Source organism: Achromobacter sp. Marseille-Q4954 (genome assembly GCF_943737025.1).
GTDB lineage: Bacteria > Pseudomonadota > Gammaproteobacteria > Burkholderiales > Burkholderiaceae_B > Achromobacter > Achromobacter bronchisepticus_A.
In genome coordinates, this window is record NZ_CALSFQ010000001.1 from 1,102,562 (window position 1) to 1,128,444 (window position 25,883).

At 60.4% G+C, this 25,883-nt stretch carries 21 protein-coding genes and 1 tRNA gene; 14 read left to right on the forward strand and 8 right to left on the reverse strand.

Annotated features, from left to right (window positions below):
- Positions 1 to 7: 7 nt before the first annotated feature.
- From grpE to hrcA, 4 genes are all read right to left on the reverse strand, one after another.
- Positions 8 to 565, reverse strand: coding sequence for a nucleotide exchange factor GrpE (grpE, locus tag NGK62_RS05080; protein ID WP_059373780.1), 558 nt, complete (start codon positions 563 to 565; stop codon positions 8 to 10).
- A 228-nt stretch (positions 566 to 793) separates the two neighbouring features.
- Complete coding sequence (locus NGK62_RS05085) at positions 794 to 1,027, reverse strand: hypothetical protein (RefSeq protein WP_118932865.1); 234 nt, start codon at positions 1,025 to 1,027, stop codon at positions 794 to 796.
- Positions 1,017 to 2,132 carry a ferrochelatase gene (hemH, locus tag NGK62_RS05090; RefSeq protein ID WP_251879531.1) on the reverse strand — a complete coding sequence of 372 codons (1,116 nt, stop codon included), beginning with the start codon at positions 2,130 to 2,132 and terminating at the stop codon, positions 1,017 to 1,019. The genes NGK62_RS05085 and hemH overlap by 11 nt, the downstream gene beginning before the upstream one ends.
- A 45-nt stretch (positions 2,133 to 2,177) precedes the next feature.
- Positions 2,178 to 3,182 carry a heat-inducible transcriptional repressor HrcA gene (gene hrcA, locus NGK62_RS05095; protein WP_054450033.1) on the reverse strand — a complete coding sequence of 335 codons (1,005 nt, stop codon included), beginning with the start codon at positions 3,180 to 3,182 and terminating at the stop codon, positions 2,178 to 2,180.
- Between the two features lie 141 nt (positions 3,183 to 3,323).
- On the opposite strand from hrcA, the gene NGK62_RS05100 reads away from it, so the two are divergent.
- Both NGK62_RS05100 and recN read left to right on the forward strand, forming a co-directional pair.
- On the forward strand, positions 3,324 to 4,223 hold the full coding sequence (locus NGK62_RS05100) for an NAD kinase (protein ID WP_251877687.1): 900 nt from the start codon (positions 3,324 to 3,326) through the stop codon (positions 4,221 to 4,223).
- Positions 4,224 to 4,236: 13 nt separating this feature from the next.
- Positions 4,237 to 5,892 carry a DNA repair protein RecN gene (recN, locus tag NGK62_RS05105; protein WP_059373777.1) on the forward strand — a complete coding sequence of 552 codons (1,656 nt, stop codon included), beginning with the start codon at positions 4,237 to 4,239 and terminating at the stop codon, positions 5,890 to 5,892.
- Positions 5,893 to 6,031: 139 nt separating this feature from the next.
- On the opposite strand, the gene fur is transcribed toward recN, so the two are convergent.
- Complete coding sequence (gene fur / locus NGK62_RS05110; RefSeq protein WP_013391855.1) at positions 6,032 to 6,451, reverse strand: ferric iron uptake transcriptional regulator; 420 nt, start codon at positions 6,449 to 6,451, stop codon at positions 6,032 to 6,034.
- 152 nt (positions 6,452 to 6,603) lie between these two features.
- Between fur and NGK62_RS05115 the strand changes: the two genes are divergently transcribed.
- Together NGK62_RS05115 and dapB are read left to right on the forward strand one after the other, a co-directional pair.
- Complete coding sequence (locus NGK62_RS05115) at positions 6,604 to 7,140, forward strand: outer membrane protein assembly factor BamE (RefSeq protein WP_059373776.1); 537 nt, start codon at positions 6,604 to 6,606, stop codon at positions 7,138 to 7,140.
- Positions 7,141 to 7,155: 15 nt separating this feature from the next.
- Positions 7,156 to 7,947: a 4-hydroxy-tetrahydrodipicolinate reductase gene (gene dapB, locus NGK62_RS05120; RefSeq protein WP_118932867.1), complete on the forward strand. Its 792-nt coding sequence runs from the start codon at positions 7,156 to 7,158 to the stop codon at positions 7,945 to 7,947.
- Positions 7,948 to 8,009: 62 nt separating this feature from the next.
- Here dapB and murB read toward each other — a convergent pair whose 3' ends face one another.
- The gene (gene murB / locus NGK62_RS05125; RefSeq protein WP_059373774.1) at positions 8,010 to 9,056 is read right to left on the reverse strand and encodes a UDP-N-acetylmuramate dehydrogenase; all 1,047 of its coding nucleotides are present in this window, start codon (positions 9,054 to 9,056) and stop codon (positions 8,010 to 8,012) included.
- A 228-nt stretch (positions 9,057 to 9,284) separates the two neighbouring features.
- On the opposite strand from murB, the gene NGK62_RS05130 reads away from it, so the two are divergent.
- A tRNA-Gly gene (locus NGK62_RS05130) sits at positions 9,285 to 9,360 on the forward strand.
- Positions 9,361 to 9,586: 226 nt separating this feature from the next.
- Positions 9,587 to 11,518, forward strand: a complete 1,932-nt coding sequence (locus tag NGK62_RS05135) for a tyrosine-type recombinase/integrase (RefSeq protein WP_023098570.1) — start codon at positions 9,587 to 9,589, stop codon at positions 11,516 to 11,518.
- Between the two features lie 119 nt (positions 11,519 to 11,637).
- Here the strand turns inward: NGK62_RS05135 and NGK62_RS05140 are convergent, their stop codons facing one another.
- The gene (locus NGK62_RS05140) at positions 11,638 to 14,022 is read right to left on the reverse strand and encodes a type I restriction endonuclease (protein WP_023098571.1); all 2,385 of its coding nucleotides are present in this window, start codon (positions 14,020 to 14,022) and stop codon (positions 11,638 to 11,640) included.
- Between the two features lie 356 nt (positions 14,023 to 14,378).
- Here NGK62_RS05140 and NGK62_RS05145 point away from each other — a divergent pair, with 356 nt between their 5' ends.
- Entirely contained in the window at positions 14,379 to 15,548 is a 1,170-nt protein-coding gene (locus tag NGK62_RS05145; RefSeq protein ID WP_074198449.1) for an RES family NAD+ phosphorylase, read from the forward strand.
- A 25-nt stretch (positions 15,549 to 15,573) separates the two neighbouring features.
- Here NGK62_RS05145 and NGK62_RS05150 read toward each other — a convergent pair whose 3' ends face one another.
- On the reverse strand, positions 15,574 to 16,515 hold the full coding sequence (locus tag NGK62_RS05150) for a LysR family transcriptional regulator (protein WP_023098573.1): 942 nt from the start codon (positions 16,513 to 16,515) through the stop codon (positions 15,574 to 15,576).
- 266 nt (positions 16,516 to 16,781) lie between these two features.
- On the opposite strand from NGK62_RS05150, the gene NGK62_RS05155 reads away from it, so the two are divergent.
- From NGK62_RS05155 to NGK62_RS05185, 7 genes are read left to right on the forward strand one after another with little or no spacing between them, the layout of a single operon-like run.
- Complete coding sequence (locus NGK62_RS05155) at positions 16,782 to 18,293, forward strand: MFS transporter (RefSeq protein ID WP_023098574.1); 1,512 nt, start codon at positions 16,782 to 16,784, stop codon at positions 18,291 to 18,293.
- A gap of 14 nt (positions 18,294 to 18,307) precedes the next feature.
- Complete coding sequence (locus NGK62_RS05160; RefSeq protein ID WP_023098575.1) at positions 18,308 to 18,880, forward strand: TetR/AcrR family transcriptional regulator; 573 nt, start codon at positions 18,308 to 18,310, stop codon at positions 18,878 to 18,880.
- Positions 18,877 to 20,409, forward strand: coding sequence for an efflux transporter outer membrane subunit (locus tag NGK62_RS05165; RefSeq protein ID WP_023098576.1), 1,533 nt, complete (start codon positions 18,877 to 18,879; stop codon positions 20,407 to 20,409). The genes NGK62_RS05160 and NGK62_RS05165 overlap by 4 nt, the downstream gene beginning before the upstream one ends.
- Before the next feature lie 9 nt (positions 20,410 to 20,418).
- Complete coding sequence (locus NGK62_RS05170) at positions 20,419 to 21,498, forward strand: HlyD family secretion protein (RefSeq protein WP_023098577.1); 1,080 nt, start codon at positions 20,419 to 20,421, stop codon at positions 21,496 to 21,498.
- A 3-nt stretch (positions 21,499 to 21,501) separates the two neighbouring features.
- On the forward strand, positions 21,502 to 24,255 hold the full coding sequence (gene rbbA, locus NGK62_RS05175) for a ribosome-associated ATPase/putative transporter RbbA (RefSeq protein WP_023098578.1): 2,754 nt from the start codon (positions 21,502 to 21,504) through the stop codon (positions 24,253 to 24,255).
- A 1-nt stretch (position 24,256) separates the two neighbouring features.
- The gene (locus NGK62_RS05180; RefSeq protein WP_251877689.1) at positions 24,257 to 25,381 is read left to right on the forward strand and encodes an ABC transporter permease; all 1,125 of its coding nucleotides are present in this window, start codon (positions 24,257 to 24,259) and stop codon (positions 25,379 to 25,381) included.
- 48 nt (positions 25,382 to 25,429) lie between these two features.
- Complete coding sequence (locus NGK62_RS05185; RefSeq protein WP_023098580.1) at positions 25,430 to 25,882, forward strand: phasin family protein; 453 nt, start codon at positions 25,430 to 25,432, stop codon at positions 25,880 to 25,882.
- The last annotated feature ends 1 nt before the right edge of the window (position 25,883 follow it).

Consider the following 25,883-nt stretch of genomic DNA (forward strand, 5'->3'; position numbering starts at 1 on the left):
TGCCTGTTCAGCCCTGGCCGGCGGACACCACGACCAGCGCGGGACGCAGGGTCCGGTCGGCGATGGCATAGCCCTTTTGCAGCAGCTGGACCACCGTATTGGCGGGCTGCTCTGCGGGGATGGACGAAATGGCTTGGTGCTGGTGCGGATCGAACTTGTCGCCCTGCGCCGGCGCGATTTCCTTGAGCAGATTGCGCTCGAAGGCGGCCGTCAGCTGCTTCAGGGTCACTTGGACGCCTTCGCTCAGGGTTTCAACGGTTTGCTCGGGCTGGGCCAGGGCAGCTTCCAGGCTGTCCTTGACCGGGACCAGGCTTTCCGCGAACGACTCGATACCGAACTTGCGCGCCTTGGACACATCTTCCTGGGCGCGGCGGCGCACGTTTTCGGCTTCGGCCCGAATGCGCAGAAGCTGGTCCTGCTGCTCATTGACGGTAGCCTGGGCCGCGTCCAGCTGGGCGCGCAACTCGTTCAGCTCGGCCTGCACGGCGTCCTCGGCGGCGGAGGCCGCATCGGCGTTCTGGCCGACTTCGGGCGTCTGATCTACAGGCTCGTTGGGTGCCGTCATGGGGAATCCTCCAAAAAGTATGGCTTTCGCAGACATGAATGGGGGCCAATACCCCTATTTCAAGCCCGGGAAAGCAAATATTCCCTGACGGCGCCGGGTAAGAGAGGCATGCGGAATGTAGTCAAAAATCCGCCCAATTTCTGCCAATTGCCGTCAAATATCAGACTGCAAGCATAAATTCAGCACTTCCCGACGCCATCCGGCAAATGGCGGACGCCCTCCGGCAGGCTACTTCTTGTGGGGCTGCGCGGGCGCGGCGGGATCGCTGGCGGGAAAACTGTCCTTCAGGGCGCGGTCCACGTCGCGATCCTCGTCCGGCTCCGGGCTGATTGCGATGGGATCGCTGGCGGGGAAGGTCTCGGCAAGCGCCTCATCCAGCTCGTGTTCCACCTGATCTTCGTCCACCGGGGTACTGACCCGCCCCTTTTTGACGACCTTTCCAGTCTTGGGATCATGCTGCATGCGCCTTCTCCTTCAAGTCCGTGATTTGCGTAGGCCACCCCTGCAAGTGGCGTGCCACCAGGTCGGCCAGCCCTGCGATCCAGGCCGGATCGTCGTTGATCGCCGGAATGTAGCGGAAACGCTTGCCGCCGGCCTCGATAAAGGCGTCGCGGCATTCCAGACTGATCTCTTCCAGGGTTTCCAGACAGTCTGCCACAAAACCCGGGCACACCACATCGACCTCGGTCACGCCGGCGGCGGCCAGCGCCTTCAGGGTGGGTTCGGTATAGGGTTCCAGCCAGCGGGCGGTGCCGAAACGGCTCTGGAAGGTCACTTCGATCTGTTCGCGCGGCAGCGACAGACGCTGGCCCAGCAGGCGCGCCGTTTCCATGCAATCGCGGTAGTACGGATCGCCCAGTTCGATCGAATAGCGCGGCAGGCCGTGAAAGCTCATGACCAGCTTCTGCGGTTTGCCGTGCTCCTGCCAGTAGCGCTCGATGCGGCCGGCCAGCGCGTCCAGATAGGCCGGCTCTTCATGGAAACGCTTGATGAAGCGCAGCTCGGGCTGGTCGCGCAGGCGGCCTGCGTGGCGGGTGACCGCATCGACGACCGTGGCGGTGGTGCTGGCGGCGTACTGCGGATAGAGCGGCACGGTGAGTATGCGTTCACAGCCCTGCCGGCGCAGCCGAGAAATGGCGTCGGGGATCGAGGGGTTGCCGTAGCGCATGCCCAGCTCCACCACGGCGCCGATTCCAGCCTCGGCCAGGCCTGCGCGCACGCCATCGGCCTGGCGCTGGCTGTACACCATCAGGGGCGAGCCTTCCTTCATCCAGACGCCGGCGTAGCGCGGCTCCAGCTTCTTGGGCCGCATCGTCAGCACGAGGCAATGCAGGATGGGCTTCCACAGATAGCGCGGGATCTCGATCACGCGCGGGTCGGACAGGAACTCGCCAAGGTATTTGCGTATGTCCTGCTTACCCGGGGTGTCCGGGGTGCCCAGGTTCACCAGCAGCACGCCGACCTTGGCCGGCCCGCGCGGCGCGGGGTCTTCGTTGAAGGGGTCCTCCTGCTCGGGTTCCGGCAGATAGCGCTCAGGCCACAGGTACTTGAACAGGCGAAGAAACACAAACACTCCCCTTCCTCCGCAAGGAGGACGTAGCTTCGGATGGACCTACTGGTTGTGGCTGAGGGCGTTGGACAGCAAGCGCGCCGTGATATCCACGATGGGAATGACGCGTTCGTAGGCCATGCGCGTGGGACCGATCACGCCCAGGGTACCCACGACCTTGCCGTCCACGCCGTAAGGCGCGGTGATGACCGAGACCTCTTCCATCGGCACCAGCTGCGAATCGCCGCCGATGTAGATCTGCACGCCCTGGGCCCGGGTGGACACGTCCAGGAGCTGCAGCAGGTCGGTTTTTTTCTCGAACAGCGAAAACATCTTGCGCAGGCGGTCCATGTCGGAGGCGATGTCGGTCACGTCCAGCAGCTTGCGCTCTCCGGAGATGACCATGGCGTCGCCGTCTTCAGCGGCTTCCGCGCTGGCTTCGACCGCGGCCTGCATCAGGCGCGAGATATCCTCGCGCAATTGCGCCAGTTCGGTCGACAGGGTTTGCCGCACGACATTGAAAGACTTGCCGGCGAAATGCATGTTGAAGAAATTGCCGGCTTCCAGCAGTTCCGCTTCGGCATAGTCGCGCTGCACGAAAAGAATTCGGTTCTGGACATCGCCGTCGGGCGTGACGATGATGAGCAGCACGCGCTTGTCGGACAGGCGAATGAATTCGATCTGGCGGAAAACCTGGGCGCGCTTGGGCGTGAGCACCACGCCCGCGAACTGGGTCAGGTTGGACAGCAGGGCCGCTGCGGCGTTGACGGCGCGCGTGGGTTCGGCGGCCGCCAGCATCTCGCCCATGTTGTGCGGTTCGAGCTGGTAGGACTGCACCGCCAGCAACGAATCGACGAACATGCGGTATCCCCGCGGCGTGGGCACGCGGCCGGCGGAGGTGTGCGGGCTGTGGATCAGTCCCAGTTCTTCGAGATCCGCCATCACATTGCGGATCGTGGCCGGGGACAAGTCGAATACTTTCGATAGCGTCCGCGAGCCGACTGGCTGCCCATCGGCGATATAGCGTTCGATCAACGCTTTCAGTAGTGCGCGTGCGCGGTCATCCATAGCAAGTATTTTAGGGAATCTTTTTCAATTGAGGCGATTTTTGTCCCGCAAGCACATATGCGGCCCCATATAATCGGCTAAACCGCCCATTCCGGGCAGGTTTCGGCTTCTGGTCCGGCCTTTTTTGATACGCAAGCAGCCATGCATTTTCCTACCGTAGCCCTGATCGGCAGATACCAGGACACCGGCCTGGACACACCGCTGAGAGCACTCGCCCACGCGCTGACGCAAGCGGGCCGGCAGGTGCTCATCGATGCGGACACGGCGCGCAACACCGGGCTGACCGAATACCCCGTCGCCACGCTCGAGGAAATCGGCAAGACCGCGTCGCTGGCCGTCGTCATGGGCGGCGACGGCACCGTGCTGGGCGCCAGCCGCCACCTCGCTCCTTATGGCATGCCGCTGGTCGGCATCAACCACGGACGCCTGGGCTTCATCACCGACATCGCGTTGCAGGACGCGCACGGCGCCCTGGCGCGCGTGCTCGAAGGCAGCTTCCAGATCGAGGAACGCATGCTGCTCGAAGGCGGCGTGTGGCGCGGCGACCAGAAGATGTACTCCGCGTCCGCGCTGAACGACGTGGTGCTGAACCGCGCGGGACGCGGCGGCATGATCGAAGTGCGGGTCGAGCTGGACGGCGCGTTCATGTACACGCAGCGCGCCGACGGCCTGATCATCGCCACCCCCACGGGCTCCACCGCGTACGCGCTGTCGGCCAACGGCCCCATCCTGCATCCGGGCATGAACGCCATGGTGCTGGTGCCCGTGGCGCCGCAGACGCTGTCCAACCGCCCCATCGTCATTCCCGACAGCGGCGTGCTGAACATGACGCTCACGGCCATGGGCCGCGTGGAAGTCGGCGCCAGCGTGCATTTCGACATGCAGACCTGGTCCGACCTGCAGCCGGGCGACCGCATCGTCGTACAGCGCGCGCCCTATACCATCCGCTTCGTGCATCCCGAAGGCTACAGTTTCTTCTCCACCCTGCGCCGCAAGCTGCACTGGAACCTGATGCCCGAAGCCTCCGACAACGTAGAGTAGTAAGCGCCCCGACATGCTGCGCACCCTGCATATCCGCGACTTCGTCATCGTCGAACAGACCGAGATCCATTTCGGCCCCGGCTTCACCGTCTTTTCCGGCGAGACCGGCGCGGGCAAATCCATCCTGGTGGACGCGCTGGCGCTCGCGCTGGGCGAACGCGGCGACGCCAGCATGCTGCGCGAGGGCGCGCCGCGCGCCGACATCACCGCGGTCTTCGATACCCCCAAGGGCCTGATCGCCTGGCTGCAAGAACGCGAGATCGACGCCGACACGGAACTGTCCTTGCGCCGCGTCATCGATGCCCAGGGCCGCAGCCGCGCCTACATCAACGGCACGCCCGCGACCGTGGCGCAATTGCGCGAACTGGGCGACAGCCTGGTCGATATCCACGGCCAGCACGCGCACCAGAGCCTGATGCGCGCCGACGCCCAGCGCGATCTGCTGGACGCCCACGGCGGCCACGGCGAATTGCGCACCGCGGTCGGCCAGGCCTGGAAGCAATGGCGCGCGCTGGCGCGCCAGCTGGAATCCGCCGAAAAGGACGCCGCAAGCCTGGCTACCGAACGCGACCGCCTGCAATGGCAGGTCGACGAGCTCGACCAGCTGAATCTCGGCCCCGACGAATGGGATGCGCTGCAGTCCGAGCACACGCGCCTGTCGCACGCGCAATCCCTGCTGGACGGCGCCAACCAGATCCTCGAAGGGCTGGACGGCGAAGGCGATTCCGCGCACCACCGGCTCACCTCGGCCAACCACCGCATCCAGCAGATGCTGCGCCACGATCCCGGCCTGCAAGGCGTCTACGACGAACTGGAATCGGCCCGCATCGCGATCAGCGAGGCCGTCTCCGACCTGAACAACTACGTCAGCCGCGTCGATCTCGATCCGCAGCGGCTGGTGGCGGTCGAGGCGCGCCTGGGCCTGGTATTCGAAACCGCTCGCAAATTCCGCGTCGAGCCCGACGCGCTTTGCGAGCTGCGCGACACGCTGCACGCCCAGCTTGCGGCGCTGCAGGCCGCAGGCGACATCGACGCCCTGCGCGCCCAGGCGCAGGCCGCACAGGCGCAATACGACGCCGCGGCGGCCAAGCTGACGACCGCACGCCGCAAGATCGCCAAGGACCTGGGCAAGCAGGTCACGCGGGCCATGCAGACGCTGGCCATGCAGGGCGGCAAGTTCGAACCCACACTGGCCGAATCGGCGCCCTCCGCGCATGGCAACGAACAGGTCGAATTCCTGGTGGCCGGCCATGCCGGCACCACGCCGCGGCCGCTGGCCAAGGTGGCCTCGGGCGGCGAACTGTCGCGGATTTCGCTGGCGCTGTCCGTCATCGCCAGCCGCGCCGCGCGCGTGCCCACACTGATCTTCGACGAAGTCGATAGCGGCGTGGGCGGCGCGGTGGCCGAGGCCGTCGGCAAGCTGCTGCGCGAACTCGGCGAACGCCATCAGGTGCTGTGCGTGACCCACCTGCCCCAGGTCGCGGCCTGCGCCAACAACCAGTTCCTGGTCAGCAAGGCGGAATCGCGCGGCGCCACCCGCTCCAGCATCGAAGAACTGGACGCGCCCTCCCGCGTGGAGGAAATCGCGCGCATGCTGGGCGGAATCAAGCTCACCGCGACCACCCGCGAACACGCCCGCGAGATGCTGGAAGGTTTCGGGCAGAACTGAAGCGCTGGCCGGCCTTGTTACGGCGGGGCACAGAAAAAAGGGCCGATTCGCGCCATAAAAAAATCCCCTTCATATTGAAGGGGATTTGGATCTTACGGACCCGCCGCGAGCGTAGCCGCGGGTCGTATGCAGGGCCGGGTCAGCGGCCCTTCATGCAGCTGCCGCAAATGCCGTACAACACCATGGCGTGGCTTTCCAGCGCGAAGGCGTTGTCCTTGGCAATCTTTTGTTGGCGCTTCTCGATCTCGGGATCCGAAAACTCGACCACCTTGCCGCAATTCGTGCAAATCAGGTGATCATGGTGATCGCCGTCGTTGAGCTCGAACACCGCCTTGCCGCTGTCGAACTGGCTGCGGGCAAGGATGCCGGCCTGTTCGAACTGGGTCAGGACGCGGTAGACGGTTGCCAGCCCGATTTCGACGTTTTCGCCGATCAGGGCGCGATAGACGTCTTCGGCGCTCAGGTGCCGTTGGTCCGATTTCCGGAAAATATCAAGAATTTTCAGGCGGGGAAACGTCGCCTTCAAACCCATGTTCTTCAGTTCGCTTTGGTCGCTCATGGTGTAATCGCTCTCCGTCCGCGTTGGCATGGGCAGGATAGGTTCACCGCGAGCCGGCTCACCGAAATCATGCCGCCACGCGGAACTATCCTTATGAAACCTTTATGATAACGGTTTTGTCTGCTTCCAAATAATAGGGGCGCGTAGTGTCCATGATTGCACGAATTCCCTCCCGCTCGCTGAAGACCGGCCTGGCAGTGGCCGCTCTGGCCGTCGCCCTGGCTGGATGCTCGGGGGACAAGTGGGGCTTCCCCTACAAGGCCGGCGTCCAGCAAGGAAACTGGATCACCCAGGAACAGGTCGCCCTGCTGCAGCCTGGCATGACGCGCGAACAGGTGCGCTTCGCCCTCGGCAGCCCGACGCTGACCAGCGTGCTGCACGCCAACCGCTGGGACTACCCCTACTACTACAAGCCTGGCTACGGCGACGCCCAGGAACGCAAATTCACCGTCTGGTTCGAAAACGACCGGCTGACCCGCTGGGAAGGCGACAAGCAGCCTGAGCTGCAGCCTTACCAGATCAATACGCCCGACGCCGTCGCCGACGAAAAGGCGGACAAGCGCCTCATCGAAGACGAAACCCGCCAGAAGGAAGAGGAAGACCAGCGCAAGCGCGACTCCGCCGCCCCGGTCAGCCCCCTCAACCAGTACCCTGGCCAGCCCGGCAACGCCCCCGAGCCGCTCAAGTAACACCAAGGACTATCTATGCGTATCGCAATTGCCGGCGCCAGCGGCCGTATGGGCCAAATGCTGATCGAAGCCGTCCTGAACGCCTCCGGCCTGCAGCTTGCCGTGGCGCTGGACCGCCAGGGCTCGGCGGCGCTGGGCCAGGACGCCGGCGCGCCGCTGGGCAAGCAGACGGGCGTGGCCATCACCGATGACCTCGACGCTCTGGCCCTGGCCGACTGCCTGATCGACTTCACCCGTCCGGAAGGCACGCTCGAACACCTGCAGGCCTGCGTCAAGCACGGCGTGAACGCCGTCATCGGCACCACCGGTTTCGACGACAACGGCCGCGCCGCGATCGAAGTCGCCGCCCAGAAGATCGGCATCGTCTTCGCTCCCAACATGAGCGTGGGCGTGAACGCCACGCTCAAGCTGCTGGACATGGCCGCGCGCATCCTGAACTCCGGCTACGACGTCGAAGTCTTCGAAGCGCACCACCGCAACAAGGTCGACGCGCCTTCGGGCACCGCGCTGAAAATGGGCGAAACCATCGCTTCGGCCTGGAACGTGGCCCTGCCGGACGTCGCCACCTGGAGCCGCCATGGCGATACCGGCGTGCGCAAGCCCGGCACCATCGGCTTCTCCGTGCTGCGCGGCGGCGACATCGTCGGCGACCATACCGTGTCCTTCTGCGGCACCGGCGAACGCATCGAGATCACGCACCGCTCGGCCAGCCGCGCCACCTACGCGGAAGGCGCCCTGCGCGCTGCCCGTTTCCTGGAAGGCAAGCACAACGGCCTGTACGACATGCAATCGGTGCTGGGCCTCTGAAGCCCTCGCCTGCAAGAAAAAGGACCCTGCGGGGTCCTTTTTCTTGCCCGGCCCAAACGGCCTCACACCACCACGGGTTCCGGTTCAAGCCGCACGCCGTAGCGCTCGGACACCGCCGCCTGGATGGCATGCGCCAAGCCCATGATGTCGGCTGCCGTGGCCCCCCCGCGGTTGACCAGCACCAGGGCCTGGCGCTCATGCACGCCTGCGGCCCCCAGCGAGCGGCCCTTCCAGCCGCATTGGTCTATCAGCCAGCCGGCTGCGAGCTTGTAGCCGCCATCGGGCTGGGCGTACGACACCAGGCCGGGAAAACGCTCCAGCAGCCCGTCCCGCACTTGCGCCGACACGATGGGGTTCTTGAAAAAGCTGCCTGCGTTGCCCGTCACCGCCGGATCGGGCAGCTTGGCGCGGCGGATCTCACACACCGCGTCGAAGATGTCTCGGGCGGCTGGCTGCCCCGCCGCCAGCCGCGCGTGGCGCTGCAGGTCGGGGTAACCCAGCACCGGCCGCCACGGCCGGGGCAAGGCGAAACGCACGCTCACGATGACCCACCGTCCGGGCTCGTCGTGCTTGAACACGCTGTCGCGATAGGAAAAGCGGCAATCGGCCGCGCTCATTTCGACCTGGCGGCCTGCGCGCACGTCCCAGGCGGTCAGGCTGTGGAAGCGTTCCTGCAGTTCGACGCCGTAGGCGCCGATATTCTGCACCGGCGCCGCGCCCACCGTACCCGGGATCAACGCCAGGTTTTCCAGCCCGTCCCAGCCCTGGTTCACGCAGGTTTCGACAAAGCCGTGCCAGGTCTCACCGCCCGCCGCCTCGATCAGCCAGGCATCCGGCCGGGCTTCCAGCAGGCGCACGCCCTTGAACGCGACGCGCGCCACCAGTCCCGGCACCTGGCTCGGCAACACCAGATTGCTGCCCCCGCCCAGCACCAGCAGGGAGGACGCCTCGTGCGCCAGCTGCGACAGCGCCGGCAGCTGCGCCGCATCCTCCAGGGTCACAAAGGCCCCGGCCCGCGACGCCAGGCCCAACGTATTCAACCGGGTGAGATCCTGGCTGACGGGAGACAAGTCGGGGGACGGAAGGACTTTGGCGGAAGAATTTGACATGGATGCTGCGGATTGCTATAGTTTCTGTCTTCGCTCATATTACTTGATTGAGTGCTTGCCCTGAATTTCGGGCTTTGTTCGAAAACTGCTTGCAGTGAACAAATCCAAATAAGTCCAGGCCAAGACAAGCTCAAAAAAATCATGTAGAATGCGCGCCTTCTGATCGATAACCAAGTTGATCAGAGTGAATAAGAAAACAGGTTCTGGCTGTTCAAGTGCAGAACCCATGCGGGAGTAGCTCAGTTGGTAGAGCGCAACCTTGCCAAGGTTGAGGTCGCGAGTTCGAGACTCGTCTCCCGCTCCAATTTAGGATCTACAGACTTCCACTGATGTCTGTAAGTCGTTGAAAAAAGGGGCTTCGGCCCCTTTTTTCATTCCAGGGCCGTCCACCGAAATCCACCGGCAGCCAGTGTTTTTAAGGCCAAAATTGAGGCCAAAGAATACGGGTGGATCCAGGACCGGATTGTTGCTGGGCCAGGAGTGGAACCGTGACGAGCATTGAGCCTAAGTCTCAACTTAGGAGCTCGATGATGGCACTCTCTGATCTGATCGTCCGCCAGGCCAAGACCACTGGCAAACTCTACAACCTCCCCGATCTTGATGGCCTCGGCCTGGTAGTCTCACCAGTCGGTGGAAAGTCGTGGCACTTCCGTTACTACTGGCTAGGCAAGCAAAAACGCATCTCACTGGGCAACTATCCTGAGATCGGTTTGCGTGATGCTCGCATCCTGCGTGACGAAGCTAGAGCCCTGCTGGCCAAGGGCATCAATCCGCACACCGATCGCAAGCAGAAGCGGCACGCCATTCAGCTTGCCGCCGAGCATACCTTCAAGGCGGTCTTCGACGCCTGGGTGGAGCATCGCCGCAAGGAACTCAAGGAGGGTCGTCAAAGCACGCTCTCGCAGATTCTGCGGATCTTTGATCGCGACGTGCTGCCGAGCCTGGGCAAGATGTCGATCTTCGACATCCGGCGACCTCAGCTTCTGGGGGTCCTGGCAAAGATTGAGGAACGCAAGGCTTTCACCACTGCGGAAAAGGTTCGAACCTGGTTCCGGCAGATGTTCCGCTATGCCCTGGTGATCGCCGAAGGAATGGAGGTCAATCCGGCCTCAGATCTTGACGTGGTTGCGGCCCCCAAACCGCCGACGGCCCACAACCCCTATCTGCGCCTGCATGAGCTGCCCGAGATGCTCCTGAGGCTACGCGACTATCGTCGGCGTGGTCTGCAGACGCAGTTGGGCATCCGCCTCCTGTTCCTGACGGGTGTGCGCACCGGAGAGCTGCGCCTAGCGACCCCCGATCAGTTTGACCTAGATCGTGGCCTGTGGATCATCCCGCCTGAGTTCGTCAAACAACTGCAGGACGAGATGCGCAAGGCTGGCAAGCGGCCCCAGGATGTTCCGCCCTATGTCGTTCCGCTGTCCCTGCAGGCCATTGAGGTGGTGCGCTATCTCCTCGGTGAAATGAAGCCGGCTCAGCGCTATCTCCTTGCACATCGCAGTGAGCTCAAGAAACGCATCAGCGAAAACACGCTCAACAGCGCTTTGCGCCGGATGGGCTATGAAGACCAACTGACCGGCCATGGCATCCGTGGCACTCTGTCGACGGCGCTCAATGAGGTTGGATATCCCAAAATCTGGGTGGACGCCCAGTTGTCCCATTCCGATCCGAACAAGGTCAGCTCTGCGTACAACCATGCCAAGTATGTGGAACCACGGCGCCGGATGATGCAGGACTGGGCCGACCGCCTGGACCTTCTGGAGCAGGGGCAGGTGGAGGCTGCGAGCACGCATCTGACGATCCACATCGAAGGTGTGCCGACGATGGCTGACGACGAGAAACTGGCCGAGGCTGCGATCGTAGCGGCAATGGGTGGTGTGCCGTCCGCGGATGGCGTACCCATTGTTGTCAGTGCTGGGAGTCAAGGCGTCGCGTTCCAGCGCCTATCTCCTGTGCCCATCGTGCAGGCCCCGGTGGCGCGGGAGCCTGCGGTGTCGGACATCCAGCGCGAGCGAGAGGAGATGCTGGAGATCTACGAGGCGTCGAGCAGCTTGCCCGTGCCCCTATTCGCCAAGCTGGCGGGCAAGTCCAAGGACCAGATAAACCGCGAACTGAAGGCGGGCAAGCTGCTGTCCATCAGCATTGGCAACCGCGGACAGCGAGTGCCCGACTGGCAGTTGGTGCCGCTCAAGCTCAAGCTTGCGCAGGTGATGCTGAAGCGCGCCTCACACGCCGAATCATGGGCGCTGTATCACCTGTTGACAAAACCTCAGCCTGGGCTGGGCGATCGCGTAGCCATCGACTTAGTGACGCCGACCAACCTGGATAAGGTAGTGCAGGCATTGCTGACCGCAGCACAACCCGCATTGGAGGTTCCTATTGATTCGCCTGAGTTCCCGGATCCGGTTCGCGAAAGCGTGAGGCGTCTCGTGGACAGAGCAGCCGTGCTCGAGGTTGGGTAGGATTGTGCTGAGCGAGGGGCTAGAACGCATCGTTGTCCCTCGCCCAGCAATCTTCAATAGTTAGGCCATATTCTCCGTCTGCTGGACTGCGCGCCCTTCCGAAAGTTGACCAAGCTGGCTCAGTTTTCCGGCGAAGGTTCTTCCGCATCGTTCAGTGCTTCACCTAATTTGGGAAGAATCACCGCACTGAGTTGGGACTTCGCCCATTCGCTTCTTGCGTGGGTCTCGAAGGCCGCAAGGACCCCGAGTGCCGTATGAACCCGCGAGAGCAAGGCGATTGAGCCTGAATGGGCCGCAGTCGCGACCCAGTTGTCCGCCTGATCCTCATCGCCGGAAAGATAGTCTAGGATGCCGAGCGTGATCGGCTCAATGATCCCCGCTTCTGAATCCACGATTGATATACCATTGGGTAAGTCTACCGTGGGTAGCATTCGAAGCGATTGCGGGCCACGATTTCCTCGAAGAGGCATTGGGCACGTCGCAATCTGCAGGAGCAGGTTCGGGTCTTCTCTGCGCGCCCCATGTTCTCCTTCCACCTCGAAAGGCGTGGATGCCACGTGAGACAGAATTAGCCATGGGTGGATGTTTTTGTAGGCGACCTGTTCATCATCACCGAGATCAATCTCGTGATGAACCCCCTCAATGACCACAAAGGCTTTGCCATCGAGCTGGTGCTTGATGTCCACCAAAGTGCCATCAGGCAGCGCCAGTGCATAGTGGCCACCTGCATCCAGTACCTCGCGTTCGGGCGGTATGTCCACCAGGGCAGTGATGAGGCCGACGGGCAGGCCGCTTGGCCGTTTGGCCGCATCGACAAGGGCTTGAGCCGCAACCACTTCACCGAGTGGAAGATTACTTGCCGCGCCGGAGATCCAGGCAGCAGCTTCGTGCAGGTCGTTCTTTGACCGCTGCACGATTTCGTCTGCCAGCGCGTGTGCCATCTCGCTTGCCAGCAACTCTGGCAGTCGAATCAAAATCGTAGCTCCTGCGACGTCGTGCATGTCAGGGCGAACGAATCCATGATCAATCAGCCACTGAAGATCATCGGGTTCAAGCTCCGCCCTTACCGCAGCACGGCGGATTACACCCATCTCCATTTGTTGGAGCGCAATTTCTGGTGGCCGTGTTCTGTCTTGTGCATCCGCAATCATCGAGCGCGCTAAGCCCCTGAACCTCCGCCGCAGTTCGTGGTCGTTTGCGAAACGTGTTCGTACGAGCTGCATCAACCGTGGCCCGAGCAGCGAGGGCAGTGAGAGGGCCTGCGTATCTGGCTTGCCTGTGAGTGCTGCATGACCATATCCGCTGATCGCCCGCAGCACCCATGGTTCTCGATACTCGGGGGTCATATCAGCGCCATGCATCAAGTACAGGCGGCGCTTTCCCAAAAGAGCATGAGCAAGCTTGAACTCCCGGTCACTCAGATATCCGACGCGCACTACCTTGGATCGGCGCCCCAATGGAGAAAGAGAGCGCTGGTTTGGTGCTTTGAGCACGCTCTGCGCCACAGTGTCATCCATCGCGAGCACGACTGACAGCGACGCGCCAAAAGTGCTGGAGGTGAGATCTTCGATCTCGCGCAGGGACGTGGTGTCGGCCACGTGCAACCCGTCAAACGCCAAAACCAACCTCACGCCGTCGTGTTTTGAGACACGGATCAGCCAGTTACGGGCCTCTTGAGGGGACACGGGCCAACTCAGCGATCGCGAGAGGGCATCGGCCAGTGTTTGGAGCGCGCCGCCTCCAACACCCGTCTCAACGTACAGGATAGCGAGCGTATCGCTTTGCTCTGTGCGTGCGCAAAGTTCGCGAAGCACGTTGCTTTTTCCAGTGAGAGGCGAGCCTTCTAGAATCAGCAATCGCTCACCCGTAACCAAGCTCCGCCACAACTGATGTGTTGCAGCACGTGGAGCTAGGAATTCAGCAGCGAACGGAAGAGCTGGTTCGTCCCAGGACGCTGTGAGCTCTGCGATCGTCTCCGAGGACACGAGGCGAACGGCCTGCATCCATACAGTCGGTGTGGTACCCATCAAGGTATCGACGGCATGCCGGACGTCGGCACCTGCGACGCGGCTCGCTTGCGTTATGAGGTCCTGGAACGCATCTTCTGTCGGGGTTGCTGGTTGCCAGGGATTCCCCGTGGAGGTTTCAAGGATCCTGACGGCGGTGCCGTTAGTGATCACCACAAGCGGCGCCGGAGGCTGGACCAATCGTGCATACGACAACCCTTGTGCGCTGTCGTCATCGGTCAGGGTGATGCCGGGTCTCTTAAGCTCCATGATGGCCAGAGGCTTTTCATCCTTCTCCAGAAGGATGTCTAGTCGGGCCTCGGCACGGGATTTCCCGGCATCGACCTCCAGGGTCTGGCGTCCGAATTTGAAAGTGAACTTGATCTGGTGCTTGATGGCGCCGTCTGGCATCCAAGGAAATGCCACTTTGATCGCCGCCCGGACGCGTGCTTCCAGATCGGCTTCCGTCTCTTCAGTTGTCGCTCGTTTGCTTGGCATAGTGCTTCCTTGTGTGCCCAGGTTCATTTTCCATGTTGGCCAGCTTAACCAACTCCAGAGGTTGGCGCCCGTCGCATCGCTCCCTGGCAGCGGTCTAAGTTCGCCGATGTTGGCAAGCCCATGTCATAGTTCTGTCAATTGATGGAGTTGACAAACTGCTTTGGGGCTTCCGTATGGGTTTTATATGCGCTGATTGTGTTGGAGAGACGTATCTACAGCGGCTGGTGCGAGACGCCGCGACATCCGAGAACTCTTGCGAGTACTGCGATGGTGATGCACCTGCAGCAGACCTTTGGGAGGTCGCCCAACTTTGCGGGGAAGTTATCGATACGTTTTTTGAGGAATCTAGCCACACCATGGCGGTGATCCACTTCGGCCGAACGCCGGCCGGGAATGACCTGCAGGCCACGATTTCGGAGCTGACCGGCATTCCTCAGGAGGCCGTCGAGGTGGTCGTCGAACATCTCGGCACGCTATGGTACGACGCTGACTCGGGAGAGTCTCGCTACGGCGATGACGACCCCTGGTTTGTCCTCAGGTCTTCTATGGCGGAGCCGCTCGGGCACGCATGGCGCGAGATGGAAGACAGCCTGCGCTCTGACATACGCTACTTCAATCCCAAGGCGCTAACATTGCTCAGCACGATCTTCGGCGAGCTCATCAATGATCGAGACAAAGAGGGCCAGCCGGTCGTTATCGATGCGGGACCACATACATCATTGAAGACGCTCTACAGGGGGCGAGTATTCCAAACTGACGAAGCACTTGTTGCCGCGCTTCGTTGGCCTGAACGATTTCTGGGGTCACCTGCGGCGGGACTTGGCGCTGCCGGCCGAATGAACGGGCAGGGCCAGCCTGCGTTCTACGGCGCCACGGATCCTGATATTTGCATTGCCGAGGTACGCCCACCAGTGGGCAGCCGGATTGCTATGGCGGCATTCGAGGTGATTCGCCCGCTGCGCTTATTGGATCTTCGGCGACTGGCTAACGTCGAGCTGCCACCCGGTACAAGCCTCTTCGATCCGGCGACACGTGCCGCAGCGCAGCGACGCGACTTTCTGAGGACGTTGGGCGAGCGCCTGTCGGCACCTGTGGTCCCTGAACTGCAAGATCGAGACTATCTCGTGACGCAGGCCGTTGCCGACTATCTTGCTGCCCATCATAAATTGGCTGTCGACGGCATCATCTACCCATCGGCGCAAAGCCGTCGCCCAGATGAGCCGCCGGCAGGAGATAACGTTGTGTTGTTTCGAAAAGCCTGCGATGTAACTCTCTCCGATGCCGAGGACGCGACTGCCCAAATCGCGCTATGGGAGTATGAGGAGGATGGGCCTGGCCGCTGGTTCCGTCCATCGATCAATTTCATGGACCGGAACGCGTCGCGGCATGGGCACCGTGCGGTGCATCCGGCGCTATCGTTGAGACGGGACTCGATTGTCATTCATGAAATATCAGCCGTACGTTACTACAGCAAGCCGCATCCCGTGGAAAGCGTCACTTCACTCAATGACCGACATTATGGATGATTGGGTTTTTGCAAATCGAACTGTATTAACAGTCGCTGAGATCGTCGCCCAGCTCCCTGAGCGCGCGGTCTACAAATCCTGTCAAGCTTTCTGGCGTGTCCTCACGCATCTTTCGAAGTAGGAATGTTGTCAGCATTGGGCTTTGCATGGATATTGGGCGTGTGACGACGTCGGAGCATTTGCAAGCGTCCGATTGAGGGGTGGTAACAAACCCAACACCATATCCGGCAGCTACCAACGTCATGAGCATACTCAAGGAGGTTGCTTGCCCTATAAAATTGGGCTGAACGCTAGATCCGCGCAGTAAGTTTTCGATGCTATGGAAATAGCCTTCACACACCTCCGGGTGGCACCCTACTAATGGGTATCGAAGCAGTTCCTCAAGTGGCACTCTTGCGTAGGCAAGTAATGGATGTCGCCTAGGTATGGCCAGCACGAGCCTTTCTTGCCATAGAGGCAATGAAACGATGTCGTCGCCGGTGCTGCTCATGCGAGAAAACCCAATATCAAAGGTGCCATCGCGAAGTCCTCGCAATTGTTCAGCTAGGGTCACCTCTGATATTCGTACTGAAATCTCAGGTTGCTCCTCTCTTAGATTTGCAAGAAATGCTGCAAGTCTCGGCTGAGTAAGCCCGTCGCAAATCGCAAGGTGATAAGAGTTTGCCTGGCCTGCTGCGGCAGCTTTTGCTTCTTCAATCGCATTTTCCAGTGCTAGGAAGACCCGCCTCGCTTCTCGCTGGAAGGCTTCTCCAGCTGGCGTCAGATACGTCCCGCGCCGGTTGCGTTCAAACAAGCGTGCACCAACGTGCTCCTCAAGCTCCTTGATGGCCCTGGACAACGGGGACTGCTCAATGTGAAGCCTCGCTGCAGCCCTGCAAAAGTGCAGTTCTTCGGCCAATGCCATAAAGCAACGCAAATGTCGTAGTTCCATTCGACTCCATTGAGCCCCTCGGGGCTTGATGAGCATGACCGTGCTTCCCGCGCAGCGGGCGCGCGCAGTCTCCAGAGGCGCTCCGTGTCAGGCCAAAGTGCTTGCGCTGCGCGCTCCGCGACCAGGCATGTGTCAGACGCCGCGCAGTCAGCGCTGCTCCACGAGTGGCAGAGCAACAAGCAGCACTTGGCACATGATTCAAGCTTGTAACTGTACAGGATGTAATGTACAGTCTCAACCTGCATGAACCGCATGCAGTCTCGTGAAGGCTGCTGCGTCGTCTCACTTCGGAATTCAGAACAATGGAAATAGCAACCCTCTCAACATCAAGGCGATGGCTCCTGCTGGTCACCGTTGCGGCGGGCCTCCTGCTGGTCACGGTCGACTATTCAGTGCTCTACACAGCGCTGCCAATACTGAGCCGTGAGCTGCATGCGTCTCCGACGGAGGGCTTGTGGATCATCAACGCTTATCCGTTGGTCATGGCCGGGCTGCTACTGGGGGCCGGAACCCTCGGCGATCGACTTGGTCATCGGAGGATGTTCCTCGGGGGGTTGGTCATTTTCGGCATCGCGTCGATAGCTGCCGCCTTCGCCCCAAGCTCTACCGTCTTGATCGGTGCCCGCGCTGCCTTGGCTGTAGGTGCTGCGGCAATGATGCCGGCAACGCTTGCGCTGATACGTATCACCTTTGTCGACGAGCGAGAGCGCAATATTGCGATATCGATCTGGGGCTGCATCGCCATCGTCGGTGCGGCACTAGGTCCGATCATTGGTGGACTCCTTCTGGCGCGGTTTTGGTGGGGGTCGGTCTTCCTCATCAATGTCCCGGTAGTTGTGGTGGCCATCATCGGGACGTTGATTTTTGCCCCGTCAGGTTCAATCGAAAAAGAAAAGCCCTGGGATCTTGCTTCCTCGTTACTTGCGCTAGTCGCCTTGTCGGCGCTGACCCTCGGGATCAAGCATCTTGCCCAGGCCCATCCTGATTGGCTTGGGGCTGGCGTTGCTTGGTTGGTTGCAGTTGGCGCGGGGTATGTCTTCGTTCGTCGGCAAACTCAATTGCCTCATCCGCTGCTCGACTTCTCAATCTTTCGCAATCCAGCGTTCTCCGCAGGGGTCATCGCTGCGGCCCTGACCATGTTCTCAGTTGGGGGTACCCAGTTGGCGACCACCCAGTACTTCCAGCTGGTCGCAGGCTTTACCCCCTTGCAGGCAGGCTTGCTTGTGTCCGTAGTCGTGGTTGGCACGGTTCCAACGGCTCTGCTTGGCGGAGCATTTCTGCACAAGCTCGGTTTGCGCATGCTGATTTCCAGTGGCCTAGCCATTGCGGCGCTCGGTGCTTTCGCGACATCGGCAGGTCTTCACTACGGAATCGGTTGGCTGATAGCCGGCATGGTCTTGAACGGTGCTGGACTCGGCCTCGTGATGGCCGTGGCGTCCGCAGCTATTGTTGGTAATGCCCCTCCCGAGCGGGCTGGCATGGCCTCATCAGTCGAAGAGGTTTCCTACGAGTTTGGCGGCCTCATCGCTGTCGCGCTGCTCGGCAGCCTATTGGGAATGCTGTATTCCACAGGCGTGGAATTTCCGCCAGGAACACCTGACATTGCTGCTTCGGGCGTTGCGCAGGCTTTTGAGCTCGCCACGCAGGGCGGTCAGACAGATCAAGAGATTATTGAAGCCGCGTCATTGGCATTTGCAAATGCCTACGTCGTAGTGCTGTGGGTTGTTGGGGGAATCCTGGGCATTGGCGCAGTCGTCGCACGCCGCATGCTGCGTGCGTATGGGCCAGGCTCATCTGCGTCCTCAATTCATTAATGGAGTTTCGGTATATGCGCTCAAGCAATCGTACAAAAATCCTCGACGCGGCGATTCGTGTCGTCAGTCGAGAAGGAATAACCGCTCTCGCCTATGAGTCAATCTCCGCCGAAGCCGGGTTGACCCGAGGAGGCATGCTGTATCACTTCCCATCGCGTGAAGCCTTGCTGTTGGGGCTTCACGAATATGTTTCCCAGCAATGGGAAAGCGGCCTGGAAGCCGCGGCCGGAAAAACTGCAGCGGAGGCTACGGCACAGGAGCGCTTCGCAGCATATGTGAAGGTGGCCACCCAAATGAGCGCCACTCGCGTGGAGCTGCAGTTCATGCTGGAGGGCTCTACCAGTCCTGAGCTGGCGGCCCCTTGGACGGATGTCATTACTCGGTGGGCACCGGGATTGGCCGGTGAAGCAACGGATGACGATGCGATGCACTGGATTGTCCGCCTGGCCGCCGATGGTCTTTGGGCATATGAGTCAATTACGAACCAGGCCATCCCTGCGGAATTGCGGGAACGTATCAGCAAGCAACTGTTAAGCATGCTCCCTGGAGCGTCCGTCTCCGACAAAGACGGGAAGGGCTCCGTATGACTTACAAGCCTGGCGATCAAGGCGCTAGTACGCCACGCCTGTGCGCCTCTCGGAGGTCTCCAGGCGCTACGCCTCTCGGCACTGTTGCCGCTGGGGTTTTGATTAGCTTGCTTGCCGGCTGCACCTCTATGGCCCCGCCGGATGCAACTCCGCCGCTGCCTGTTCCCAATGCGTGGCTGGATGTCAGCACGCGACCGGGCAGCGTAGGCCGACAAGCAACTGAGCTTGCTTGGGATCAGTACTTTGCCGACCCACTTCTGCGCCAACTGATTGCGACAGCGCTGGAAAACAATAAGGATCTGCGCTCTGCGGTACTTCGTGTCGAAGAGGCTCGTGCAGCCTTCCGCATCCAGCGCTCCGAGAGTTTTCCGGGGATCGGTGTTGGAGGGAAAGCAGCACGGTCAAGAGTCCCTGCAGACCTCAACCCACCAGGTGTACCCCAGGTGGGCGGGGAGTACCGAGCTGAGGTAGGCCTCAGCAGTTGGGAACTTGATCTCTGGGGGCGAATCCGTAGCCTTAATCGGTCAGCGCTGGAAAGCTGGTTGGCCACGGATGCAGCGCATCAAGCTGTACGGATCGCCTTGATCACGCAAGTCGCAGACGGCTATCTAGGGCTGCGAGAACTGGACGATCGGGTCGCGATCGCCCAGCAAACGGTCGCCAGTCGCGAAGAGTCCTATCGCATTTTCGAGCGCCGATATCAGGTTGGATCGACCTCCAAACTTGCTCTCACCCAAGTTCAGACGCTCCTGAACCAGGCCAAATCTCTGCAGGTACAGCTCGCCAAGCAGCGGGCGAATCAATACCACGCCCTGGCGCAGCTGCTTGGCAGCGGTACTGACCTCGAGTGGCCGGTAAAGCAAATGCCTGAGCCTGCGGACTTCATCGAATTGACGCCTGGGCTACCGTCGGAGTTACTGGTGAACCGCCCCGATGTTCTTTCAGCCGAACATCGCTTGCGTGCGGCGAATGCCAACATCGGTGCAGCACGTGCCGCCTTCTTTCCACGTATTGCCTTGACCGGCACGTGGGGCACTGCAAGCTCACAGCTCAACGACTTGTTCGAGTCAGGTAGTCGAGCGTGGGCGTTCGTCCCCACAGTTTCCCTGCCCATCTTCGACGGTGGGCAAAGGCGGGCCAGTCTCGATTTGTCCGAAGTCCGGCGGGACATGGCGATCACAAGCTATGAGCAGACTGTCCAGACCGCCTTTCGGGAGGTTGCTGATGCGCTATCCGACCAACGATGGCTTGCCGATGAGCTGAGTATCGCGCGCACTTCTTTGGATGTTCAGCAAGAACGTGCGCGCCTTGCACAACTGCTCTACGACAACGGCTCTGCAGCCTACCTGGAAGTGTTGGACGCACAGCGCGACCTGCTTGATACCCAGCAGTCACTCATCCAGGTGCGTCGCTCGTTCCTCTCCAGTCAGGTGGCGTTGTACGCCGCGCTTGGTGGTGGAGCAGATCTTCAATCTCGCTCCATGCCTGTGCACCCCGCACAGGCAGAGACTCCTTCCTCCATTCGGTGAATGACGCACATGACTATGTCTATTTCCTTGAAAAATAAAGTTGTACCGGCAGTGCTGATAACAGGCGCGCTCCTGGCCGGCTGGTGGTACTGGTCGTCACAATCTGGCGATGCCTACGGCGAAGGATTCGTCAGTGGCAACGGGAGAATCGAAGCGATTCAAACGGACATTTCAACCAAGCTCGGAGGGCGCATCGAGCAGGTGTTGGTGCGCGAGGGGCACGTGGTCAAAGCTGGCGACCCGTTGGCGAGGATGCAAGTGGACATCCTGCAAGCACAGCGCGCGGAAGCGGATGCGGGGCGCCAGAGAGCTGAGCATGCGGTCAGCTCAGCAGAAGCCCAAGTGGCACTGAACAAGAGCAACCTGGTTGCCGCGCAAGCCGTGGTTGCGCAGCGAGAAGCTGAACTGGACGCGGCACGTCGCCGCGTCGCGCGGTCGGAGGTCCTGTCGAAAGAAGGTGCCTCGTCGGTTCAAGAGTTGGATGACAACAGAGCGACTGTGCGTGGTGCTCAAGCGGCTGTCGCGGCTAGCGTCGCGCAGGTGTCGGCCGCGCAGGCCGCGGTCAAAGCGAGTGAAGCGGATGTGGTGGGCGCTCGATCCGCCGTCGTTGCAGCCCTCGCCACGGTCAGCCGCATCGATGCCGACATCAACGACAGCGAGTTGCGTGCGCCCAGAGATGGCCGCGTGCAGTTTCGCGTTGCCGAGCCGGGTGAGGTACTAAGCCCTGGCGGGACGGTGTTAAACATCATCGACCTGTCCGATGTTTATATGACCTTCTTTCTTCCGGAGAAGGCAGCAGGACGTATCGCACTTGGCAGCGAAGTTCGCATTGTTCTGGATTCAGCCCCCGACAATCCGATCAAGGCAACGGTCTCCTTTGTTGCCAGCAATGCTCAATTCACACCTAAATCCGTAGAAACCGCCAGCGAACGCCAGAAGCTGATGTTTCGGGTGCGTGCCCAAGTCTCCGAAGACTTCTTGCGTCGCCATGCCAAGGAGGTCAAGGCAGGTGTGCCAGGCGTCGCTTGGGTAAAACTCGATGCCGAGTCTCCTTGGCCCACTCCACTTGCCATTCGCGCGCAGGAGTGATCCATGAACGTTGGGGTGTCTAACAAGGCCGTTGCGCGGGTGGGTGGACTCAGCCTGCGCTATGGCTCCACGGTCGCGCTATCCGCTCTGGATCTTGAAGTACCGTCCGGATGCATGGTCGGCTTGATCGGCCCCGACGGCGTCGGTAAATCCAGCTTGCTGTCTCTACTGGCCGGTGCGCGCGCAATCCAGGATGGACAGGTAGAGGTATTGGGCGGTGACATGCGCAGCAAGGCGCACCGCGATCTCGTATGTCCTCGCATTGCGTACATGCCTCAGGGGTTGGGAAAAAACCTCTATCCGACCTTGTCGGTGGAAGAGAACCTGCAATTTTTTGCCAGGCTCTTCGGCCATTCGGAGTCTGAAAGGCGTAGACGGATTGACGATTTGACGCAGAGCACCGGCCTGAAATCGTTCCTGAACCGCCCTGCGGGCAAGCTTTCCGGCGGAATGAAACAAAAGCTGGGACTGTGTTGCGCACTGATTCACGACCCTGACTTCTTGCTACTCGATGAGCCAACAACAGGCGTCGACCCGCTAGCCCGCGCACAGTTCTGGGATTTGATTGATCGCATTCGCAGTGAGCGCCCTTCCATGAGCGTCATTGTGGCCACCGCTTACATGGATGAGGCCCAGCGCTTCGACTGGCTGGTTGCAATGGACGACGGTGGAGTGCTGGCCACTGGCACGCCCAAAGATATCTTGGAGCGTACAGGTAGTCCAAGCCTCGAAGAGGCATTCATCAGGCTGCTTCCAGAAGAGAAGAAGCGTGGTCACAAACCGGTAGAAATCCCACCGCTTCAAACGGATGCGGATGACATCGCGATCGAGGCCAAGGATCTGACGATGCGGTTTGGTGACTTCACCGCCGTAGACCACGTGTCCTTCCGTATTCGCCGTGGCGAGATATTTGGCTTCCTTGGCTCCAACGGCTGCGGAAAGTCCACGACGATGAAGATGCTGACCGGGTTGCTGGTCGCCACCGAAGGTAATGCATGGCTGTTCGGGCATGAAGTAGATCCCCGGGACATCGATACGCGACGGCGCGTTGGGTACATGTCGCAAGCGTTCTCTCTGTACAGCGAGTTGACTGTTCACCAGAACCTGGTGCTTCACGCTCAGCTATTCCACGTCCCTGCTGGCGAAGTCGCTGGGCGCGTCGAGGAAATGGTTGAGCGGTTTGGCCTCGCTCCTATCCTCGACAGCCTTCCAGACAGTGTGCCCCTTGGCATGCGCCAACGTCTGTCGCTGGCTGTGGCAATGGTGCACAAGCCGGAATTGCTGATTCTGGATGAGCCGACCTCTGGGGTGGATCCGGTCGCACGCGACGGCTTCTGGCATCTGTTGGTCGAACTGTCGCGTCGTGATCACGTGACGATTTTTATCTCTACCCACTTCATGAACGAGGCAGCGCGCTGCGATCGCATGTCGATGATGCACGCAGGAAAGGTGCTCGACAGTGACGCACCAGCCCGGTTGGTGGAGAAGCGCGGCGCCAAGACTCTGGAAGAGGCGTTTATTGGATATCTGGTCGATGCAGGCGGTAGTGCCCCTGGCAACGAATCCGAGGGGGATGACAAGGCTGAAAAGAGCACTGAGAGCAAGCCACACTCGGACGCAGTGAGCCCTAAATCCTTCAGCTTGCAGCGCCTCCTGAGCTACGCCTGGCGTGAGGTGCTGGAGTTGCGAAGAGATCCCATACGGGCGACGACGGCGTTGGTGGGCTCTTTGCTGCTCATGGTCATGATGGGCTTTGGCGTCAACATGGACGTCAACCAAATGCGCTTTGCTGTTCTGGATGGCGACCAAAGTGCCGCCAGCCGGAGTTTCATACAGAGCTTGTCGGGCTCTCGCTACTTCCTGGAGCAGCCGCCAATCAGTTCTCAAGGCGAACTGGATCGACGGATGCGGCGCGGCGAACTGACAGTCGCCATTGAGATTCCTCCCGGTTTTGGTCGAGACCTGACCCGTGGGCGCAAGGTGGAAATCGCTGCCTGGATTGACGGTGCAATGCCATCACGCGCTGAGACAGTAAAGGGCTATGTGAACGGCGTGTATGCGCATTGGCTGGTCGAGCAAACGGGTCTGCGTTCGAACTCCGTGGCTCCTGGCCAGGCCTCGATACAGGCACGCTACCGCTACAACCCAGATGTTGAAAGCATCAAGGCCATGGTGCCTGCCATCGTCGCTCTGCTGTTGCTGATGCTGCCGGCCATGCTGACTGCCCTGGCGGTGGTGCGTGAGAAAGAGTTGGGTTCCATCATCAATCTCTACGTCACACCGGTCACCCGCACAGAGTTTCTCATCGGTAAGCAGCTTCCGTATGTAGGCCTGGGCATGGTGAATTTTCTGTGCATGTGCTTGTTGTCGGTCACCCTCTTTCAAGTTCCGATCAAGGGCAGCTTCATCACTCTCACGTTATCGGCCCTGCTGTTCTGCATCGTTTCAACGGGCATGGGTTTGTTGGCATCCGCCATCACGCGCAGTCAGATCGCCGCGCTCTTCATTGCTGTGATCGGCACGCTCATTCCGGCGATGCAGTACACCGGCCTCATCAACCCGGTGAGTTCTCTAGAAGGAAGCTCTCAAACTTTTGGGGAGATGTATCCAGCAACGCACATGGTGCTGATCAGTCGCGGGGTTTTTAGCAAAGCGCTGGGCATGAATGATTTGTACCTGACGGTGATCGCGATGGGCATTTCCATCCCACTAATCCTTGGCACCGCAATTTTCTTTTTGAAGAAGCAGGAGAGATGAGATGCGCAGCCTCATGAATATCCTCCGGCTTGGGCGTAAGGAGTTTTGGAGTCTGATACGAGACCCCATCATGCTCCTGCTGACAGCGTACATATTCACGCTCGATATCTATAGCGCAGCAACGCTTGTACCGGAGCCACTCCATAACGCATCCATCGCCATTGTCGATGAAGATCAATCGTTGCTCTCCGAGCGGATCTCCTCGGCGTTTTATGCACCGCAGTTCACACAGCCACAGCGGATTTCCGTGGCGGAAATGGATGCCGGCATGGACCGCGGGAAGTTCACCTTTGTTCTGAATATTCCTCCCAGTTTTCAGCGCGATGTCCTTGCTGGAAGAGTTCCGGAGATCCAGCTCAATATCGACGCTACCCAGATGAGTCAGGCCTTCATTGGGCATCAGTACGTTGAGCAGATTGTCTACGCGGAAATTGAAGAGTTCGTAAAGCGCTTTCGCAATGCGCCCGAGCAGCCGGTCGAGTTGGTTGTGCGAGCACGCTTCAACACAATGCTGGAGGCATCTTGGTTTGGCAGCGTTGCGGAACTGATCAACATGGTTGCGATGCTCGCCATCATTCTGACCGGCGCCGCACTGATCCGTGAGCGCGAACATGGAACGATCGAGCACCTGCTGGTGATGCCTGTCACGGCCGGCGAGATCATGATTTCGAAGATCTGGTCCATGGGATCAGTGGTCTTGGTCTGCACAGGGCTGTCGCTCATCCTCGTGATACATGGAGCACTGCAAGTCCCTGTCCAAGGGTCATTGCTTCTGTTTTTTACCGGCGCAGCCTTGTGCATATTTGCCATGACTGCCTTGGGCATCTACATGGCAACCCTTGCGCGAAGCATGCCTCAGTTCGGGCTGCTTCTGATGCTCACGCTTTTCCCGCTACAGATGCTGTCTGGCGGCATGACGCCTCGTGAGTCAATGCCTGAGCTCTTGCAGAACCTCATGCTGCTCGCGCCGACAACTCATTTCTTTGAATTAGGCCAATCCATCCTCTTCCGCGGTACCGGATTGGAGGTTGTCTGGACGAATTTTCTGGCGTTGCTCGTGATAGGGACAGCTCTGTTCGTAATGTCACTGCGACGCTTTCGGAAGACGATCAGCCAAATGGGCTGAGAGCCGCCCGCACGGGCATAACCTAGGAAAACCACAGAGGAAATGACCATGAGTATCGAAGCCCTTCCCTTGAATCTGTACAAGGCCAACACCGAACTTCAACTGCGGCTGACCCGGTTGGTGCAGGAAAGTGGTCATCGCTGGCTTGAAGCCACTCAGCAGGCCAGTAGCGAGAACATCTCTGAAACGACTGCTGAGATCGAAGGCCTGTTGCGGTCGGCCAATTGGCAATCGTTGACTACTCTGCCAGCCGAAAGCTTCTGGAGGCTCTTCCAGTCGCGCATCACAGATGCACAGACGATCAATCAGATCGCAGTCAAGAATCAAGCAGCCTTCACCGTTGGTGTGCAGCAAGCGCTGGAAAGCTGGCAAAAGTCTGTGACGGAGGTGGTGGGAGCCACCACTGCTGCACAGCCTCTCCAGGACATTTTCAAGCAATGGGGCGCCATTTGGCAGCCCGCCGCTGCAAACACCAGAACCAAGGCTGAGAAGGCGGGTTGAG

Coding starts and splice junctions, on each gene's coding strand:
- grpE (WP_059373780.1), bottom strand. CDS start 565: ATGACGGCACCCAACGAGCCTGTAGATCAGACGCCCGAAGTCGGCCAG.
- NGK62_RS05085 (WP_118932865.1), bottom strand. CDS start 1,027: ATGCAGCATGATCCCAAGACTGGAAAGGTCGTCAAAAAGGGGCGGGTC.
- hrcA (WP_054450033.1), bottom strand. CDS start 3,182: ATGGATGACCGCGCACGCGCACTACTGAAAGCGTTGATCGAACGCTAT.
- NGK62_RS05100 (WP_251877687.1), top strand. CDS start 3,324: ATGCATTTTCCTACCGTAGCCCTGATCGGCAGATACCAGGACACCGGC.
- recN (WP_059373777.1), top strand. CDS start 4,237: ATGCTGCGCACCCTGCATATCCGCGACTTCGTCATCGTCGAACAGACC.
- fur (WP_013391855.1), bottom strand. CDS start 6,451: ATGAGCGACCAAAGCGAACTGAAGAACATGGGTTTGAAGGCGACGTTT.
- NGK62_RS05115 (WP_059373776.1), top strand. CDS start 6,604: ATGATTGCACGAATTCCCTCCCGCTCGCTGAAGACCGGCCTGGCAGTG.
- dapB (WP_118932867.1), top strand. CDS start 7,156: ATGCGTATCGCAATTGCCGGCGCCAGCGGCCGTATGGGCCAAATGCTG.
- murB (WP_059373774.1), bottom strand. CDS start 9,056: ATGTCAAATTCTTCCGCCAAAGTCCTTCCGTCCCCCGACTTGTCTCCC.
- NGK62_RS05135 (WP_023098570.1), top strand. CDS start 9,587: ATGGCACTCTCTGATCTGATCGTCCGCCAGGCCAAGACCACTGGCAAA.
- NGK62_RS05140 (WP_023098571.1), bottom strand. CDS start 14,022: ATGCCAAGCAAACGAGCGACAACTGAAGAGACGGAAGCCGATCTGGAA.
- NGK62_RS05145 (WP_074198449.1), top strand. CDS start 14,379: ATGGCGGTGATCCACTTCGGCCGAACGCCGGCCGGGAATGACCTGCAG.
- NGK62_RS05150 (WP_023098573.1), bottom strand. CDS start 16,515: ATGCTCATCAAGCCCCGAGGGGCTCAATGGAGTCGAATGGAACTACGA.
- NGK62_RS05155 (WP_023098574.1), top strand. CDS start 16,782: ATGGAAATAGCAACCCTCTCAACATCAAGGCGATGGCTCCTGCTGGTC.
- NGK62_RS05160 (WP_023098575.1), top strand. CDS start 18,308: ATGCGCTCAAGCAATCGTACAAAAATCCTCGACGCGGCGATTCGTGTC.
- NGK62_RS05165 (WP_023098576.1), top strand. CDS start 18,877: ATGACTTACAAGCCTGGCGATCAAGGCGCTAGTACGCCACGCCTGTGC.
- NGK62_RS05170 (WP_023098577.1), top strand. CDS start 20,419: ATGACTATGTCTATTTCCTTGAAAAATAAAGTTGTACCGGCAGTGCTG.
- rbbA (WP_023098578.1), top strand. CDS start 21,502: ATGAACGTTGGGGTGTCTAACAAGGCCGTTGCGCGGGTGGGTGGACTC.
- NGK62_RS05180 (WP_251877689.1), top strand. CDS start 24,257: ATGCGCAGCCTCATGAATATCCTCCGGCTTGGGCGTAAGGAGTTTTGG.
- NGK62_RS05185 (WP_023098580.1), top strand. CDS start 25,430: ATGAGTATCGAAGCCCTTCCCTTGAATCTGTACAAGGCCAACACCGAA.